This is a genomic window from Pseudomonas sp. D3-10, assembly GCF_051132175.1.
GTDB lineage: Bacteria > Pseudomonadota > Gammaproteobacteria > Pseudomonadales > Pseudomonadaceae > Aquipseudomonas.
Map to the genome: position 1 here is coordinate 3,488,176 of NZ_CP071668.1, position 15,110 is coordinate 3,503,285.

At 62.1% G+C, this 15,110-nt stretch carries 14 protein-coding genes; 11 read left to right on the forward strand and 3 right to left on the reverse strand.

Features of this window, described 5'->3' with window-relative positions; all coding sequences use genetic code 11:
* Nucleotides 1-2 precede the first annotated feature (2 nt).
* The 5 genes from J3P90_RS15635 to J3P90_RS15655 all read left to right on the forward strand — a co-directional run bounded on the left by J3P90_RS15635 (nt 3) and on the right by J3P90_RS15655 (nt 4,886).
* Nucleotides 3-908, forward strand: coding sequence for an SMP-30/gluconolactonase/LRE family protein (locus tag J3P90_RS15635; protein WP_434675006.1), 906 nt, complete (start codon nt 3-5; stop codon nt 906-908).
* 56 nt (nt 909-964) lie between these two features.
* On the forward strand, nt 965-1,933 hold the full coding sequence (locus tag J3P90_RS15640; RefSeq protein WP_420764462.1) for a TRAP transporter substrate-binding protein: 969 nt from the start codon (nt 965-967) through the stop codon (nt 1,931-1,933).
* Nucleotides 1,934-2,009: 76 nt separating this feature from the next.
* The gene (locus J3P90_RS15645; protein ID WP_420764463.1) at nt 2,010-2,537 is read left to right on the forward strand and encodes a TRAP transporter small permease; all 528 of its coding nucleotides are present in this window, start codon (nt 2,010-2,012) and stop codon (nt 2,535-2,537) included.
* Nucleotides 2,537-3,817 (forward strand): TRAP transporter large permease, encoded by a 1,281-nt coding sequence (locus J3P90_RS15650; RefSeq protein ID WP_420764464.1) that lies wholly within the window; start codon nt 2,537-2,539, stop codon nt 3,815-3,817. The genes J3P90_RS15645 and J3P90_RS15650 overlap by 1 nt, the downstream gene beginning before the upstream one ends.
* 199 nt (nt 3,818-4,016) lie before the next feature.
* Complete coding sequence (locus tag J3P90_RS15655; RefSeq protein ID WP_434628447.1) at nt 4,017-4,886, forward strand: aldose 1-epimerase; 870 nt, start codon at nt 4,017-4,019, stop codon at nt 4,884-4,886.
* A gap of 153 nt (nt 4,887-5,039) precedes the next feature.
* Here the strand turns inward: J3P90_RS15655 and J3P90_RS15660 are convergent, their stop codons facing one another.
* Entirely contained in the window at nt 5,040-5,840 is an 801-nt protein-coding gene (locus tag J3P90_RS15660) for a sulfite exporter TauE/SafE family protein (RefSeq protein WP_434563549.1), read from the reverse strand.
* A gap of 138 nt (nt 5,841-5,978) precedes the next feature.
* Between J3P90_RS15660 and J3P90_RS15665 the strand changes: the two genes are divergently transcribed.
* On the forward strand, nt 5,979-6,842 hold the full coding sequence (locus tag J3P90_RS15665) for an MBL fold metallo-hydrolase (protein WP_434675007.1): 864 nt from the start codon (nt 5,979-5,981) through the stop codon (nt 6,840-6,842).
* Nucleotides 6,843-7,099: 257 nt separating this feature from the next.
* Here J3P90_RS15665 and bkdR read toward each other — a convergent pair whose 3' ends face one another.
* On the reverse strand, nt 7,100-7,588 hold the full coding sequence (gene bkdR / locus J3P90_RS15670) for a Bkd operon transcriptional regulator BkdR (RefSeq protein WP_420764468.1): 489 nt from the start codon (nt 7,586-7,588) through the stop codon (nt 7,100-7,102).
* 194 nt (nt 7,589-7,782) lie between these two features.
* On the opposite strand from bkdR, the gene J3P90_RS15675 reads away from it, so the two are divergent.
* The 5 genes from J3P90_RS15675 to J3P90_RS15695 all read left to right on the forward strand — a co-directional run bounded on the left by J3P90_RS15675 (nt 7,783) and on the right by J3P90_RS15695 (nt 14,042).
* Entirely contained in the window at nt 7,783-9,018 is a 1,236-nt protein-coding gene (locus J3P90_RS15675) for a 3-methyl-2-oxobutanoate dehydrogenase (2-methylpropanoyl-transferring) subunit alpha (RefSeq protein WP_434610886.1), read from the forward strand.
* A gap of 1 nt (nt 9,019) precedes the next feature.
* The gene (locus tag J3P90_RS15680; protein WP_305500321.1) at nt 9,020-10,078 is read left to right on the forward strand and encodes an alpha-ketoacid dehydrogenase subunit beta; all 1,059 of its coding nucleotides are present in this window, start codon (nt 9,020-9,022) and stop codon (nt 10,076-10,078) included.
* Nucleotides 10,079-11,356, forward strand: coding sequence for a dihydrolipoamide acetyltransferase family protein (locus J3P90_RS15685; protein WP_434610884.1), 1,278 nt, complete (start codon nt 10,079-10,081; stop codon nt 11,354-11,356).
* Nucleotides 11,357-11,359: 3 nt separating this feature from the next.
* Nucleotides 11,360-12,742 (forward strand): dihydrolipoyl dehydrogenase, encoded by a 1,383-nt coding sequence (gene lpdA, locus J3P90_RS15690; RefSeq protein ID WP_434675008.1) that lies wholly within the window; start codon nt 11,360-11,362, stop codon nt 12,740-12,742.
* A gap of 280 nt (nt 12,743-13,022) precedes the next feature.
* Nucleotides 13,023-14,042: a branched-chain amino acid aminotransferase gene (locus tag J3P90_RS15695; protein WP_420764472.1), complete on the forward strand. Its 1,020-nt coding sequence runs from the start codon at nt 13,023-13,025 to the stop codon at nt 14,040-14,042.
* A gap of 85 nt (nt 14,043-14,127) precedes the next feature.
* On the opposite strand, the gene J3P90_RS15700 is transcribed toward J3P90_RS15695, so the two are convergent.
* Nucleotides 14,128-15,057 (reverse strand): DMT family transporter, encoded by a 930-nt coding sequence (locus tag J3P90_RS15700; protein WP_434675009.1) that lies wholly within the window; start codon nt 15,055-15,057, stop codon nt 14,128-14,130.
* Nucleotides 15,058-15,110 lie beyond the last annotated feature (53 nt).

The window sequence follows — 15,110 nt, forward strand, 5'->3', positions numbered from 1 at the left end:
CCATGCAAGCCGAATTGATTGTCGACGCACGCAACGCCGTCGGGGAAAGCCCTGTGTGGGTGCCCGAGGAAAACGCCTTGTATTGGGTGAACATCCCCAGCGGCGGCCTGCAGCGCTGGAGCGCCAGCAGCGCAAAGATCCAGAGCTGGGAAGCCCCCGAAATGCTCGCCTGCATTGCCCGTCACCAGGACGGTGGCTGGATCGCGGGGATGGAAAGCGGTTTCTTCCGCCTGCATCCACATGACGACGGCAGCCTGGACAGCGAGCTCTGTGCAAACGTCGAGCACAGCCGCGCCGACATGCGCCTCAACGATGGCCGTTGCGACCGCCAGGGCCGTTTCTGGGCCGGCAGCATGGTGCTGAACATGGGCGCCAATGCGGATGAAGGCAAGATGTACCGTTATGAAGCCGGACAACGCAGCCCGGTCGAGGCGCAACTGAGTGGTTTCATCGTGCCCAATGGTCTGGGCTTCAGCCCCGACGGCCGGACGATGTACCTGTCCGATTCACACCCGCTGATCCAGCAGATCTGGGCCTTCGACTACGACATCGACAGCGGCACCCCATCCAACCGCCGCCTGTTCGTCGACATGATGCCCCTGGCCGGTCGCCCGGACGGCGCGGCAGTCGACGCCGATGGTTGCTATTGGATCTGCGCCAACGACGCCGGCTTGATCCATCGCTTTACGCCGGATGGACGTCTCGACCGCTCCCTGGAAGTGCCGGTGAAAAAACCGACCATGTGCGCCTTTGGCGGCAGCCAGCTGGACACCCTTTTCGTGACCTCGATCCGTCCTGGAGACGACAACGATCCGCAATCCCTGGCCGGTGGCGTGTTCGCGCTGAACCCCGGCGTCAAGGGTCTCGCTGAACCTGCTTTCGGAGGATGGAAACACTCCGCGAACTGATCTGCTTTGCCGCTTCACATCGATAGACATAAAAACAACAACACTGGAGATTGACCATGAATTTCAAACGTACACTTCTGATCGCGGCCTTGCCCCTGGCCTTCCTGGCACAGGCGGCGCAGGCTCTGGACATCAAGATCGCCGACATCCACCCCAAGGGCTACCCAACCGTGGTCGCCGAGGAATCCATGGGTAAAACCCTGGAAAAGGAGAGCAAAGGCGAACTGAAGTTCAAGTACTTCCCGGGGGGCGTACTGGGCTCTGAAAAAGAAGTGATCGAGCAGATGCAAGCCGGCGCAATCCAGATGTCCCGCGTCAGCCTGGGCATCGTCGGCCCCGTGGTGCCGGACGTGAACGTCTTCAACATGCCATTCATCTTCCGCGACCAGGCGCACATGCGCGCCGTGATCGACGGTGAGGTCGGCGATGCGATCCTGGACCGGATCACCAACTCCGAATTCGGCCTGGTGGCCCTGGCCTGGATGGACGGCGGCACGCGCAACCTCTACACCAAGAAGCCCGTGCGCACGCCGGAAGACCTCAAGGGCATGAAAATCCGCGTCCAAGGCAACCCTATGTTCATTGAAATGATGAACGCCATGGGCGGCAACGGTATCGCGATGGACACTGGCGAGATCTTCAGCGCGTTGCAGACTGGCGTGATCGACGGCGCGGAAAACAACCCGCCGACCATGCTCGAGCACAACCACTACCAGAACGCCAAGTTCTACAGCTTGACCGGGCACCTGATCCTGCCTGAGCCGATCGTGATGTCGAAAATCACCTGGAACAAGCTCACCCCAGAGCAGCAGGACATGGTGAAAAAAGCGGCCAAGGCTGCCCAGGCTGAAGAGCGCAAGTTGTGGGACGAGAAATCGGCCGCCAGTGAAGAAAAACTCAAGAAAGCCGGCGTCGAGTTCATCACCGTCGACAAGAAACCCTTCTACGACGCCACCGCGCCGGTCCGAGCCAAATACGGTGCACCGTACGCCGACCTGATCAAGCGCATCGAAGCTGTCCAGTAAGACCTCTTAATCTGTACTCATGAAACGGCTGGGCGCGCCTGCGGTTAGAAGGCGCGCCCGGTAACGGTGGAACCCGATGAAGAATTTGCTGCTGCGTATCAACGACAAGATTTACATGACTTGCATCTGGGTGGCCGGCCTCTCTGTCCTTGCCGTTGCGCTGATGATCCCTTGGGGCGTGTTCGCCCGCTACGTCCTTGGCACCGGCTCAAGCTGGCCGGAGCCCACCGCGATCTTGCTGATGATCGTCTTCACCTTCATCGGCGCCGCCGCCAGCTACCGCTCCGGGTCGCACATGGCTGTGGACATGGTCACCAGCCGCCTGCCCCAGCACTGGCAAAACGTGGCTTCGGTGTTCACCCAGTTGATGATGGCAGCGGTGTGCATTTTCATGACCATCTGGGGTGCCAAGCTGTGCATGACCACTTGGAACCAGTTCATGAGCGCCATCCCTACCCTGCGAGTCGGCATCACTTACATGCCGATCCCGATCGGTGGGTTCCTGACCCTGATTTTTGTCTTGGAAAAACTCTTGCTGGGTGATCAAAGCCAGCGTCGGGTCGTGCAGTTCGACCTGGTAGAAGAAAACGAAGGTGCCGCTTAATGGACGCTCTGATTCTGCTGGGCAGTTTTTTGGTATTGATCCTGATCGGCATGCCGGTCGCCTACGCGCTGGGCGCCGCCGCCCTGATCGGGGCATGGTGGATCGACATTCCGTTCCAGGCCATGATGATTCAGATCACGGGCGGCGTGAACAAATTCTCGCTGCTGGCCATTCCGTTCTTCGTCCTGGCCGGCGCGATCATGGCCGAGGGCGGCATGTCTCGCCGGCTGGTGGCCTTCGCCAGCGTGCTCGTAGGTTTCGTCCGTGGTGGCCTGTCCCTGGTCAACCTCGTGGCCTCGAGTTTCTTTGGCGCGATCTCCGGTTCCTCGGTGGCTGACACCGCCTCGGTCGGTTCGGTACTGATCCCGGAAATGACACGCAGGGGCTATCCACGTGATTACGCCACCGCCGTCACCGTCAGTGGTTCGGTACAAGCGCTGCTGACACCGCCAAGCCACAACGCAGTGCTGTACTCTCTCGCCGCTGGCGGCACCGTCTCCATTGGTTCGCTGTTCATGGCCGGCATCGTCCCCGGCATCATGATGAACCTCTGCCTGATGGCGCTGTGCCTGGTCTTCGCGAAAAAGCGCAATTACCCCAAGGGCGAGGTTATTCCGCTCAAAGAAGCGCTGAAGATTTGCAAGGAAGCCATGTGGGGCATGATGACGTTGTTCATCATCCTGGGCGGCATTCTCTCGGGTGTGTTCACTGCCACTGAATCGGCCGCCATCGCCGTGGTGTGGGCGTTCTTCGTGACCATGTGCATCTATCGCGACTACAAGTGGAGCGAGTTACCGAAACTGATGCACCGTACGGTGCGCACCATTTCCATTGTGATGATCCTGATCGGCTTCGCCGCCAGCTTCGGCTACATCATGACGCTGATGGAAATCCCGGCGAAGATCACCACCGCGTTCCTGACGCTGTCGGATAACCGCTACGTGATCCTGATGTGCATCAACGTGATGTTGCTGCTGTTGGGCACCGTGATGGACATGGCACCGCTGATCCTGATCCTCACGCCAATCCTGATGCCAGTCATCGTCGGCATCGGCGTGGACCCGGTGCAGTTCGGCATGATCATGCTGGTGAACCTGGGTATCGGCCTGATCACGCCGCCGGTGGGCGCGGTGCTGTTCGTCGGCTCCGCCATCGGCAAGGTCAGCATCGAAAGCACCGTCAAGGCCCTGCTGCCATTCTACGGCATGCTGTTCCTGGTTCTGCTGCTGGTGACGTACGTGCCCGCCATTTCGCTGTGGTTGCCACATTTGGTGTTGTAACAGAAAACAATAGGTCCCCTTGTGGCGAGGGGATTTATCCCCGCTGGGCTGCGCAGCGGCCCCAAAACCAGCCATCTCGATTTGTCTGATACACCGAGATTGAAGCCTTTAGGGCTGCTTCGCAGCCCAGCGGGGATAAATCCCCTCGCCACACTTGGGCGTATTCCCCTCCAGCTTTGCCAACCCATCAGACGCCGCCATGACACCACCACTCCTCCACCTCGAAGACGAACTGACCCGCCTCACCCTGGCCCCACACCTGGGCGCCAGCCTCGTTGAATGGACCTTGCGCAGCACCGGCGCTCCCCTCCTACGCCCACCCGCGCCACAAGCGCTGGAAAATGGCCTGCCAGGCAAGCTCGGCTGCTTCCCGTTGATCCCGTGGTCGAACCGAATCGCCCATGGCGGTTTCGATTGCCCCGGCGGCTGGCTCGCCCTGGAAGGCAACAGCCCCAACGATCCGTTTCCGATCCATGGCAGTGCCTGGCAGCAGCCCTGGCAAGTCGCCGAACAGAGTGCCGGGGAAGTCTTGTTGCAACTCGACTGCCAAACCCCGTTTGCCTATTGCGCCAGCTTGCGGATCCGCCTCAGTGGCGGCCAATTGCAGATGGCGCTGCACGTCACCCACATGGCCGAACAGGCCGCCTGGCACGGGTTGGGTTTGCATCCGTATTTCCCGCGCACAGCCGATACCCGCCTGCAAACCCGCGCCAGCGAAGTCTGGATGTGCGACGCCACGAAACTGCCAACGGAACTGAAGGACGTTCCCTCGGAGTGGGATTTCCAACACGCACGGTTACTGCCGGATACCCTCGTCGACAACGGCTTCGGTGGTTGGGATGGCCAGTGCCTGATCCAGCAACCAGACCTGGGTTATGAACTGGAATGCCGCGCCAGCGGCAGCGATTACTTCCTGCTGTACTGCCCCGTGGGGCTGGATTTTTTCTGCATCGAACCGGTAAGTCACCCGGTCAATGCCCATCACCTGCCAGGACGGCCGGGGCTGCGTTTGCTGGAGCAAGGGCAATCGGTGGCGTTGGGGTTTTCGATGCAGTGCCGAGAGTTGTAAGGCGCGCCGATCCCCGTGGCGAGGGAGCTTGCTCCCGCTCGGCTGCGAAGCAGACGCCCTGGCTCAAGACCGTATGGGCCTGCTGCGCCCGAGACGTCGGACCGGTCCAGCGGGAGCAAGCTCCCTCGCCACAAAAGCCCCCTGACCAGATCGCTACGCCCGCACCAGCATGAACACCGCCACCCCCAGGCAAACCCCGGCAAACCCCACCTGCAAGGCCCGCGCCGGCACCTTCGCGCAGAACCGTCGCCCCAGGATCATCCCGACGATACTCGCCGCAATGAACGCCGCCCCAACCCGGTCGATGCTCACCCCGGCATGAAACGCGCCGACCACGCCAATCAACGAAACCAGGCTGATGACCATCAAGGATGTGGCGACGATGCCGCGCATCTGCACGTCGGTAAGTTGCTTGAATGCCGGCACGATCAAGAAACCGCCGCCCACGCCCAGCAAACCTGAGACCATTCCCGTGACCGCGCCCAATGCCGACAGCGTGGCGGTGCAGCGCGGTGTCCAGGCCAGCCGCCCGGTCTGGCGATCGAGCATGCAATTCTTTTGGCCCCAGCTGGCCGCGCCGTGATCGCTGGGGCCCGGCTGCGAGGTTTCCCGGCGCAGCATGCGCGCCGCCACCAGCACCATCAGCAGGCTGAACAGGACCATCAGGATTTTTTCCGAAAGCTGGTGGGCGAAGTAAATGCCCACTGGCGAGAACACAGCGCCCAGCAAGGCGATTAACAGCGCCGCGCGGTAACGCACCAGGCCATGGCGCAAGCCATCGATGGCGCCCACCGCCGCCGCGCTGCCCACGGCGAACAGCGCCACCGGCGCGGCCTGGGTCATGCTCCAGCCCAGGCCCAACACCAGGGCCGGGACGGCCAGGATACCTCCGCCCGCCCCCGTCAGGCCAAGAACCAGGCCCATCACCACACCGAAAAAACTTGCCAGTAACATAGGGGTCTCTCAAGGCGCGCACGTCTGTTGTCAGGCGTGATCGCATTTGCAGGACGCGGTGGCCCTCACTTAAGCTGCGGACCATATGTCGTAAATCTTGCGCATTGCAACCGCTTCTTCTTGCACAGGTCCGCTGCCATGCCCGCGCAGATCCAAAGCTTCCTCGATCCCGCTTCAAAGACCTACACCTACGTGGTTTACGAACACGACGGCGGGCAATGCGCGGTGGTCGACCCGGTGCTCGACTACGATCCGGCATCGGGCCGCAGCGGTACCGCACAGGCTGATCGAGTGATCGCTTATGTGCGCGAACATCAATTGACGGTGCAATGGCTGTTGGAAACCCATGCCCATGCTGATCACCTGTCCGCCGCGCCTTATCTGCGCCGGGAACTGGGCGGCAAGATTGCCATCGGCGAATCCATCGGCCAGGTGCAGGACGTGTTCAAGGCCCTGTTCAACTTGGAACCACACTTCGCCGTCGACGGTTCGCAGTTCGACCACCTGTTCGCGGCCGACGAGTCCTTCCTGATCGGCAATCTCAAGGCCACCGCCCTGCACGTGCCTGGCCACACCCCGGCGGACATGGCCTACCTGATCGATGGCGACGTGATCCTGGTGGGCGACACGCTGTTCATGCCCGACGTGGGCACCGCCCGTTGCGACTTCCCGGGCGGCAATGCCCGTCAGCTTTACGCCTCGATCCGCAAGCTGTTGGCCTTCCCGGCGGGCGTGCGGCTGTATGTGTGTCATGACTATCCACCGGAGGAACGCGAGCCCCAGTGCGTAAGTACCGTGGGTGAACAACGCCAGCACAATATTCATGTCCGCGATGGGATTGATGAAGCCGCGTTCGTGACCATGCGTACCCAGCGCGACAAGACACTGGGCATGCCGACGCTGCTGTTGCCGGCGATCCAGGTGAATGTGCGAGCCGGCCACCTGCCGCCGGCCGAGGGCAATGGCGTGACCTACCTGAAGATTCCGATCAACCAGCTCTAAGGTCGCCACCTATCCAATGTGGGAGCGAGCCTGCTCGCGATAGCGGTGGGTCTGCTTACATCAGAGCTGAATATGCCGACGCCATCGCGAGCAGGCTCGCTCCCACAGGGTTCAGCGGTGATCGCAGAACTCGACCAACAGTACAATCCGATGTGGGAGCGAGCTTGCTCGCGATGGCGGTGGGTCAGGCAACAATGAGCCGTCAGAAACCCACAACTCCCCTGTAGGAGCTGCCGAAGACTGCGATCCTTTGATTTTCAGGTACCCAAGGTCAACCCATTGGCCGGCAACGGCAACGCAGTCTTGTAGCGCACCTGCTTGAGCGCAAAGCTCGAGCGGATGTTCGCCACGCCCGGGACCTTGGTCAAAAAGTCCATCATGAACCGCTCCAGCGACTGAATGGTCGGCACCAACACACGGATCAGGTAATCAGGATCGCCGGCCATCAGGTAGCACTCCATGACCTCCGGCCGGTCGGAGATCGCTTCCTCGAAGTGCTGCAACGCCTCTTCCACCTGCTTCTCCAGGCTGACATGGATAAACACGTTGACGTGCAACCCCAGCAAGTCGGCGTCCAGCAGCGTGACCTGCTCGCGGATCACCCCCAGCTCTTCCATGGCTCGGACGCGGTTGAAGCATGGCGTCGGTGACAGATTGACCGAGCGAGCGAGATCGGCGTTGGTGATCCGGGCGTTGTCCTGAAGGCTGTTCAGAATGCCGATATCGGTGCGATCCAATTTGCGCATGAGGCAAAATTTCCTGTTTTTTATCGTTGTGCAGATTTTTTATCTGCAAATGATCTGAACAGCAAGGCAACAGAGAAAAATATTCTTCTTCGTCGAGCCTATGATTGTTGTAGGACAATTTCCCACCTACCCAGGGAAATTCGTCAGCTAGCGCGCCCACTACAAGAAATTCACAAGATCGAGCGTAGAAAGCCATGAACCCAGCGTACGAACCGCTACGCCTGCACGTCCCAGAACCCTCGGGCCGTCCCGGCTGCAAGACCGACTTTTCCTATCTGCATCTGTCCGATGCCGGCACGGTGCGCAAACCTCCCATCGACGTCGAACCCGCCGACACCGCTGACCTGGCCCGCAGCCTGATCCGCGTGCTCGATGACCAGGGCAATGCCTTGGGCGAGTGGGCTGCGGACATCCCCGTCGAGATCCTGCGCAAGGGCATGCGGGCCATGCTCAAGACGCGCATCTACGACAACCGCATGGTCGTCGCCCAGCGTCAGAAAAAAATGTCGTTCTACATGCAAAGCCTTGGCGAAGAAGCCATCGGCAGCGCCCAGGCCTTGGCATTGAACATTGACGACATGTGCTTCCCCACCTACCGCCAGCAAAGCATCCTGATGGCCCGGGAAGTGCCGCTGGTGGACCTGATCTGCCAACTGCTGTCCAACGAGCGCGACCCGCTCAAAGGCCGGCAATTGCCGATCATGTATTCGGTCAAGGACGCCGGCTTCTTCACCATTTCCGGTAACCTCGCCACGCAATTCATCCAGGGCGTGGGCTGGGGCATGGCTTCGGCGATCAAGGGCGATACCAAGATCGCCTCGGCCTGGATCGGTGACGGCGCCACCGCCGAATCGGACTTCCACACCGCCCTGACCTTCGCCCACGTCTACCGCGCCCCGGTGATTCTCAACGTGGTCAACAACCAGTGGGCGATTTCCACCTTCCAGGCCATTGCCGGCGGTGAAGCCACCACCTTCGCCGGGCGCGGCGTCGGCTGCGGCATCGCCTCCCTTCGCGTCGATGGCAACGATTTCATGGCGGTCTACGCCGCTTCGCGCTGGGCCGCCGAACGCGCCCGCCGCAACCTCGGCCCGGCGCTGATCGAATGGGTCACCTACCGCGCCGGCCCGCACTCCACTTCCGACGATCCTTCCAAATACCGCCCCGCCGATGACTGGAGCCATTTCCCGCTGGGCGATCCGATCGCCCGCCTCAAGCAGCACATGGTGAAGATCGGCCAGTGGTCCGAAGAAGAGCACGCGGCGGTCACCGCCGAACTCGAAGCCGAGGTGATCGCCGCGCAGAAAGAAGCCGAGCAGTACGGCACCCTCGCCGGCGGGCAGATTCCAAGCGCCGCGACCATGTTCGAAGACGTCTACAAAGAGATGCCGGAGCACTTGAAGCGCCAGCGTCAGCAGTTGGGGATCTGACATGAACGATCACAACAACAATATTGCGTTGGACACCGCCATGACCACTACCACCATGACCATGATCCAGGCTCTGCGCTCGGCCATGGACGTGATGCTTGAGCGCGACGATAACGTCGTGGTGTTCGGCCAGGACGTGGGCTATTTCGGTGGCGTGTTCCGCTGCACCGAAGGCCTGCAGAACAAGTACGGCACTTCACGGGTGTTCGACGCACCGATTTCCGAAAGCGGCATCGTCGGCGTGGCGGTGGGCATGGGCGCCTACGGGCTGCGGCCGGTGGCCGAGATCCAGTTCGCCGACTACGTCTACCCGGCGTCGGACCAGATCATTTCCGAAGCGGCGCGCCTGCGCTATCGCTCGGCCGGCGAGTTCACCGCGCCGATGACCCTGCGCATGCCCTGCGGCGGCGGGATCTATGGCGGCCAGACCCACAGCCAGAGCATCGAGGCGATGTTCACCCAGGTCTGTGGCCTGCGCACCGTCATGCCGTCCAACCCCTACGACGCCAAGGGTCTGCTGATCGCCTCCATCGAGAACGATGACCCGGTGATCTTCCTCGAACCCAAGCGCCTGTATAACGGCCCGTTCGACGGCCACCATGACCGCCCTGTAACGCCATGGTCCAAGCATCCGCAGGCGCAAGTGCCGGACGGTTACTACACCGTGCCACTGGACGTCGCCGCCATCACCCGTCCGGGCAAGGACGTGACGGTGCTCACCTACGGCACCACGGTCTATGTCTCCCAAGTGGCGGCCGAAGAGACCGGCATCGACGCGGAAGTCATCGACCTGCGCAGCCTCTGGCCGCTGGACCTGGACACCATTGTCAAATCGGTGAAGAAAACCGGCCGTTGCGTGGTTGTCCACGAAGCCACCCGCACCTGCGGTTTCGGCGCAGAGCTGGTCTCGCTGGTGCAGGAACACTGCTTCCACCACCTGGAAGCGCCCATCGAGCGTGTCACCGGTTGGGACACCCCCTACCCGCATGCGCAGGAGTGGGCGTATTTCCCTGGGCCGTCCCGTGTGGGCGCGGCGTTGAAACGGGTCATGGAGGTCTGAATGGGCACGCACGTTATCAAGATGCCGGACATCGGCGAAGGCATCGCGGAAGTTGAGTTGTCGGTGTGGCACGTCAAGGTGGGCGACATGGTCGTCGAGGACCAGGTACTGGCCGACGTCATGACCGACAAAGCGATGGTGGATATCCCCTCGCCAGTGCATGGCCGGGTCATCGCCCTGGGTGGCGAGCCGGGTGAAGTCATGGCGGTGGGCAGCGAGCTGATCCGCATTGAAGTGGAAGGTGCGGGCAACCTGAAGGAGTCCGCGCAACCGGCTCCGGCTCCGGTTGCGGCTGCTGCTGCGCAAGCACCGAAGCCAGCGCCAGTGGCAACGCCTGAACCGGTGATGGCAAAAACCGCCGCACCCCGCTGCACCCCGCAAGCCCCAGTGGCACGTGACCCCGACGAGCGTCCACTGGCCTCGCCGGCCGTGCGCAAGCACGCATTGGACCTCGGTATCCAGCTGCGCCTGGTCCAGGGCAGCGGCCCTGCCGGGCGTATTTTGCATGAAGACCTGGAAGCCTATCTGGCCCAGGGGCCGTCGACCCAGGCCAAGGGCGGTTCGGGTTACGCCGAACGCCATGACGAGCAGCAGATCCCGGTGATCGGCATGCGCCGCAAGATTGCCCAGCGCATGCAGGAAGCAACTCAACGCGCCGCCCATTTCAGCTACGTCGAGGAAATCGACGTCACCGCGCTGGAAGAGCTGCGGGTTCACCTGAACGAAAAACACGGCGCCAGTCGCGGCAAGCTGACCTTGCTCCCCTTCCTCGTTCGCGCGTTGGTCGTGGCCCTGCGAGACTTCCCGCAGATGAACGCCCGTTATGACGACGAAGCCCAGGTCATCCATCGCTGCGGCGCAGTGCATGTCGGCGTTGCGACCCAGAGCGATGTCGGCCTGATGGTGCCCGTGGTGCGTCACGCCGAAGCCCGCAGCCTGTGGGACAGCGCGGCGGAGATCTCGCGCCTGGCCACGGCCGCCCGCAATGGCAAGGCCGGTCGCGATGAGCTGTCCGGCTCGACCATCACCCTGACCAGCCTCGGCGCGCTCGGCGGCATCGTCAGCACACCGGTGCTGAACCTGCCGGAAGTGGCGATCGTCGGCGTGAACAAGATCGTCGAGCGGCCTGTGGTGATCAAGGGGCAGATCGTGGTCCGCAAGATGATGAACCTCTCCAGTTCCTTCGATCACCGGGTGGTCGACGGCATGGACGCGGCGCAATTCATCCAGGCCCTGCGCGGCTTGCTCGAACAACCTGCCACCCTGTTTGTGGAGTAGGCGATGCAGACTTTGAACACCAAGCTATTGATCATCGGCGGCGGTCCCGGCGGCTACGTTGCGGCGATTCGCGCCGGCCAGCTGGGCATTGAAACGATCCTGGTGGAGGGCCAGGCGTTGGGCGGTACCTGCCTGAACATCGGCTGTATCCCGTCCAAGGCATTGATCCATGTGGCCGAGCAGTTTCACCAGACTCACCACCACAGCCAGGGCTCGGCCTTGGGTATCACCGTGTCGGCGCCAACCCTTGACATCGGCAAGAGCGTGGAATGGAAGGACGGCATTGTCGACCGCCTGACCACTGGTGTCGCCGCGTTGCTGAAGAAGAACAAGGTCCAGGTCATCCACGGCTGGGCCAGGGTCATCGACGGCAAGACCGTTGAGGTCGGCGACACGCGCATCCAGTGCGAGCACCTGCTGCTGGCTACCGGCTCGAAAAGCGTAGAACTTCCCATGCTGCCGATTGGAGGGCCGATCATCTCGTCCACTGAAGCCCTCGCCCCCACCTCGGTGCCCAAGCACCTGGTAGTGGTCGGCGGTGGTTATATCGGCCTGGAGCTGGGCATCGCCTATCGCAAGCTCGGCGCGCAAGTCAGCGTGGTCGAGGCCCAGGAGCGGATCCTGCCGGCCTATGACGGCGAACTGACCCAACCGGTACACGAGGCGCTCAAGCAGCTGGGCGTGAAGCTGTACCTCAAGCACAGCGTCGAAGGTTTCGATGCCCAGGGCAGCACTTTGCAGGTGCGTGATCCCAACGGCGACACGTTAAACCTGGACACTGACCGGGTGCTGGTGGCGGTTGGACGCAAACCCAACACCCAAGGCTGGAACCTTGAAGCCCTGGACCTGGCGATGAACGGCTCGGCGGTGAAGATCGACAACCATTGCCAGACCAGCATGCGCAACGTCTGGGCCATCGGCGACCTGAGCGGCGAACCGATGCTCGCCCACCGGGCCATGGCCCAGGGCGAGATGGTCGCCGAGCTGATCGCCGGCCAGCATCGCGAATTCAACCCGACGGCCATCGCGGCGGTGTGCTTCACCGATCCGGAAGTCGTCGTTGTAGGCAAGACGCCGGACGAGGCCAAGGCTGCCGGGCTCGATTGCATCGTGTCGAGCTTCCCGTTCGCCGCCAACGGCCGGGCGATGACCTTGGAATCGAAAAGCGGTTTCGTGCGCGTCGTGGCGCGCCGGGACAATCACTTGATCGTCGGCTGGCAAGCGGTTGGCGTGGGGGTGTCGGAGCTGTCCACCGCGTTCGGCCAGTCCCTGGAAATGGGCGCGCGCCTGGAGGATATCGCCGGCACTATCCACGCCCATCCGACGCTGGGCGAAGCGGTGCAGGAAGCGGCGTTGCGGGCGTTGGGGCATGCGTTGCATTGTTAACGGCAGTTATCCCGTGGCGAGGGAGCTTGCTCCCGCTGGGCCGCGAAGCGGCCCTGAATCTGGCGACGGGTTTATTCAGTCACACCGCGTCTGACGGGTTACGACTGCTTCGCAGCCGAGCGGGAGCAAGCTCCCTCGCCACGGGGGAGTCGGCTGGAAATATCTCCTGCTCCTCATCGAGCAAGCTGCGAAACACCCCCGGAATGAAGTATTGTTGTCCCCATTCAAAAACGTCAGAAGCTTGAACCGTTTCGACGGTTGTCAGGAAATAGAGGGTGTCATGGGTAACGAGAGCATCAATTGGGACAAACTGGGCTTTGACTACATCAAGACCGACAAGCGCTACCTGTCGCATTGGCGCGATGGCGCCTGGGACGCGGGCACCCTGACCGACGACAACGTGCTGCACATCAGCGAGGGCTCCACCGCCCTGCACTACGGTCAGCAATGCTTCGAAGGCTTGAAGGCCTATCGCTGCAAGGACGGTTCGATCAACCTGTTCCGTCCGGACCAGAACGCCGCCCGCATGCAGCGCAGCTGCGCCCGCCTGCTGATGCCGCATGTCGACACCGAGCAGTTCGTAGAAGCCTGCAAGCAAGTGGTCCGCGCCAACGAGCGCTTCATCCCGCCGTACGGCACTGGCGGCGCGCTGTACCTGCGCCCGTTCGTGATCGGCGTGGGTGACAACATCGGCGTGCGCACCGCGCCCGAGTTCATCTTCTCGATCTTCTGCATCCCGGTCGGCGCCTACTTCAAGGGCGGCCTGACCCCGCACAACTTCCTGATCTCCAGCTTCGACCGCGCTGCCCCACAGGGCACCGGCGCGGCCAAGGTCGGTGGCAACTACGCCGCGAGCCTGATGCCCGGTTCCCAGGCCAAGAAGGCCAGCTTCGCCGACTGCATCTATCTGGATCCGCTGACCCATTCGAAAATCGAAGAAGTCGGCTCGGCCAACTTCTTTGGCATCACCCACGACAACAAATTCATCACCCCCAACTCCCCTTCGGTCCTGCCGGGCATCACCCGCCTGTCGCTGATCGAACTGGCGAAATCGCGCCTGGGCCTGGAGGTGATCGAAGGCGACGTGTTCATCGACAAGCTCTCGGATTTCAAGGAGGCCGGCGCCTGCGGTACCGCTGCGGTGATCACGCCGATTGGCGGTATCAGCTACAAGGACAAGCTGCACGTGTTCCACAGCGAAACCGAAGTCGGCCCGATCACCCAGAAGCTCTACAAAGAGTTGACCGGCGTGCAGACCGGCGATGTGGAAGCGCCGGCGGGTTGGATCGTCAAGGTTTGATCCAAGCCCCTCTGGGCAGCTGAAGTGTCAGCAAAAAGCCCACCCCTGCCATTGCGGGGGTGGGCTTTTTTACGTCTGCGTTCAGTTACTCTCGCCGCAAAACCGGCCACCGTCCCCATCGCTGGCGAAACCATCCATAACCGCTGACCAGCAAGATTCCACTCAATACCAAAGCCGCGCCAACGATAAAGTTCGGCTCCAGCGGCTCATTCAGCAACCAGACGCCAAACCCGATGCCGAACAGTGGCGTCATGAACGACAGTACCCCCAATTGCGACGCCAGATACCGGCGTAGCAGCGAAAACCAGATCAAGAAGCTGGCGAAGGACACCAGCAACACCTGGAACGCCATGCTCGCAATAAGGGATGGCGTGGGGTTGATTGTCGTTTGTCCCAGCGCTGCCGACATGCCGATCAGCAGCACCCCGGCGCCCACCAACTGGTAAAGCAGCGTCTGGCTGGCCGGCAAGTCCGTCAGCCGCGAACAGCGTACCGTCACGGTGGTCGCGCCCCACAGCGCGCCGGCCAGCAAGCCCATGCCATCGCCGAGCAACGAACTGCCGTTCGCCGCGCCCGAACCGCCGCTAAAGGCGACCACAATGCCGCCGAAGGCAACGGCGATGCCTAGCCATTGCGCCGGTTTGAGACGCTCGCTTGGCAACTCCCAGTGCAAACCGAGGGCGGCGAACATCGGTGCGGTGTAGAGGAAAATCACCATGTGCGAAGCCGTCGTGTGGCGCAGGCCCTCACCCACCATCACGAACTCCAGGGCGAACAACAACCCCACCAACAGGCCCGGGCGCCAACTGCCGTCGGTCAGGGACAGGCGTTCACCGCGCGCCAGCACCAACAGCCAGACCAGTACCGCGGCGATGGCCGAGCGCACCCCCAGTTGCAACATCGGCGCCATGTCGGCGGCGCCGGCCTTGATCGCGACTTGCTGGAAACCCCAGATGGCACAGAGGCCGGTCATCAGGGCGATGACCTGGCCATCCAGGGCACGGCGGGTGTTCATGGAAAAGGTCCTCGGGCAGAAAAGAGACGAAAGGATTGTCGGCCTGACAGCTT

Excerpts from the sequence above, each read along its gene's own strand:
- J3P90_RS15635 (WP_434675006.1), top strand. The coding sequence starts at position 3 with ATGCAAGCCGAATTGATTGTCGACGCACGCAACGCCGTCGGGGAAAGC.
- J3P90_RS15640 (WP_420764462.1), top strand. The coding sequence starts at position 965 with ATGAATTTCAAACGTACACTTCTGATCGCGGCCTTGCCCCTGGCCTTC.
- J3P90_RS15645 (WP_420764463.1), top strand. The coding sequence starts at position 2,010 with ATGAAGAATTTGCTGCTGCGTATCAACGACAAGATTTACATGACTTGC.
- J3P90_RS15650 (WP_420764464.1), top strand. The coding sequence starts at position 2,537 with ATGGACGCTCTGATTCTGCTGGGCAGTTTTTTGGTATTGATCCTGATC.
- J3P90_RS15655 (WP_434628447.1), top strand. The coding sequence starts at position 4,017 with ATGACACCACCACTCCTCCACCTCGAAGACGAACTGACCCGCCTCACC.
- J3P90_RS15660 (WP_434563549.1), bottom strand. The coding sequence starts at position 5,840 with ATGTTACTGGCAAGTTTTTTCGGTGTGGTGATGGGCCTGGTTCTTGGC.
- J3P90_RS15665 (WP_434675007.1), top strand. The coding sequence starts at position 5,979 with ATGCCCGCGCAGATCCAAAGCTTCCTCGATCCCGCTTCAAAGACCTAC.
- bkdR (WP_420764468.1), bottom strand. The coding sequence starts at position 7,588 with ATGCGCAAATTGGATCGCACCGATATCGGCATTCTGAACAGCCTTCAG.
- J3P90_RS15675 (WP_434610886.1), top strand. The coding sequence starts at position 7,783 with ATGAACCCAGCGTACGAACCGCTACGCCTGCACGTCCCAGAACCCTCG.
- J3P90_RS15680 (WP_305500321.1), top strand. The coding sequence starts at position 9,020 with ATGAACGATCACAACAACAATATTGCGTTGGACACCGCCATGACCACT.
- J3P90_RS15685 (WP_434610884.1), top strand. The coding sequence starts at position 10,079 with ATGGGCACGCACGTTATCAAGATGCCGGACATCGGCGAAGGCATCGCG.
- lpdA (WP_434675008.1), top strand. The coding sequence starts at position 11,360 with ATGCAGACTTTGAACACCAAGCTATTGATCATCGGCGGCGGTCCCGGC.
- J3P90_RS15695 (WP_420764472.1), top strand. The coding sequence starts at position 13,023 with ATGGGTAACGAGAGCATCAATTGGGACAAACTGGGCTTTGACTACATC.
- J3P90_RS15700 (WP_434675009.1), bottom strand. The coding sequence starts at position 15,057 with ATGAACACCCGCCGTGCCCTGGATGGCCAGGTCATCGCCCTGATGACC.